The 1,647-nt window shown below is 74.3% G+C and carries 2 protein-coding genes; one reads left to right on the top strand and one right to left on the bottom strand.

Translation table 11 applies throughout. The features are described 5' to 3' along the window. Window positions 1-387: phosphotransferase (locus tag JNW89_RS36085; RefSeq protein WP_238452414.1), on the top strand; the 387-nt coding region annotated here is incomplete at its 5' end. Window positions 388-447: 60 nt separating this feature from the next. Here the strand turns inward: JNW89_RS36085 and JNW89_RS36090 are convergent. Further along, a complete protein-coding gene (locus JNW89_RS36090; protein WP_238452415.1) occupies window positions 448-1,542 on the bottom strand; it encodes a magnesium and cobalt transport protein CorA in 1,095 nt (364 codons plus the stop codon). Between the last annotated feature and the right edge of the window lie 105 nt (window positions 1,543-1,647).

Below are 1,647 nucleotides of genomic sequence, written 5' to 3' on the forward strand. Positions count from 1 at the left end.
CCGGCGCTGCTGCACTTCGACGGCTGGGCCGGCAACGTGCTGGCCGTCGCCGGGCCGGACGGCGTGCCCCGGCTCAACGGTCTGGTCGACGGCGAGCGGCACCTCTACGGCGATCCGCTGCTGGACCTGGTCTCACCGCTGATCTTCCGCCGGGCCGAGGACGAGCCGGACGACGCGTTCCTGCGGGGCTACCAGGCGGCGGGCGGGCCGGTGCCCCTCGATGACCCGGGCGTGCGCCGCCGGCTCGGGCTCTACCGGCTGCACCTGTACCTGCTGATGACCGTCGAGATGCCCAGCCGGGGCATCACCGGCGACAGCGACCCGGGCCGCGTCGCCCGGCTCGCCGAGCTGCTGGACCGGGAGCTGGCCGCGCTTGCCGAACCGTGAGCCGGCTCTGATCCGGCCCGGATCCGGCTCGTTCCGTCCGCGCCGGGTCGCGCGCAGGGCTCAGAGCCAGCCGGAGCGGCGGAACAGCCGGTGCAGGACCACCGCGGCGGTCGCCATCAGCAGCAGGGCGCCGGCGTAGCCGTACCGCCAGGTCAGCTCGGGCATGTGCGTGAAGTTCATGCCGTACACGCCGGCCACGGCGGTCTGGGTGGCGGCGATCGCGGCCCACGCGGCGATCTTGCGCATGTCGTTGTTCTGGTCGACGGCGAGCTGCGCGAGCCGGGACTGGAGCACCGAGTTGAGCAGCTCGTCGTACGCGGCGACCCGCTCCACCGCACGGCTCAGCCGGCCCTCGACGTCGACGAACCAGCGGCGCAGCCCCGGCGGCGGCCCACCGGCCCGGTCCGAGACCAGCGCGCGCACCGGCTCCTGCAACGGCAGCACCGCCCGCTTGAACTCCACCACCTCCCGCTTGAGCTGGTAGATGTGCTGGATGTCGGCGCCCCGGTCGCGGGCGAAGACGCTCTCCTCGACGCGTTCCAGGTCCTTCTCCAGGTGGGCGGCGACCTCCAGGTACAGGTCGACCATCCGGGCGGCCACCGCGTACGCCACCGCCCACGGCCCCTCGGCCAGCATCGCCGGGCGGCTCTCGATGTCGTGCCGGACCGGGGTCAGCGCACCGGAGGCGCCGTGCCGGACGGTGATGACGAACCGGTCGCCCAGGAAGACCATCACGTCCCCGGTGTCGATCACCTCGGAGGTGGCGGTCAGCTCGGCGTGCTCGACGTAGCTGGCGGTGCGCAGCACCAGCAGGGTCACCCCGTCGTGCCGCTGCACGGTGGGCCGGTGCCCGTCGGCGAGCGCCTGCTCCACGACGAGTTCGTCGAGGCCGAAGGTGCGCCCGACCGCCGCCATCACCGCCGCGCCCGGGTCGTGCAGCCCCAGCCAGACGAAGGCGTTGCGGCCGCGCCGGGAGCGGGCGTACGCGTCGGCGTAGTGCGGGCGGCCGGACTCCCGACGGCCGTTGACGTACACCGCGCAGTCGACCACGGCGTCCGGATTGGACCGCCGCGGGGCCGGCGCGGCCGCTTCGGCCTCGCGGCCGAGCACCCGGTCGACCAGCGACCCCAGTCGCGGAATGAGCCGTGCCGCCACCGTCCACCTCCGCCGCCCTCGATCCGGGGGCCCACCGTAGTACGGCAGTGCTCCCGCCGGTGATGGTGGGTCAGGCCACGGCGGTGGCCCGCACGACGATGTTGT

Source organism: Micromonospora sp. 4G55, assembly GCF_016803375.1.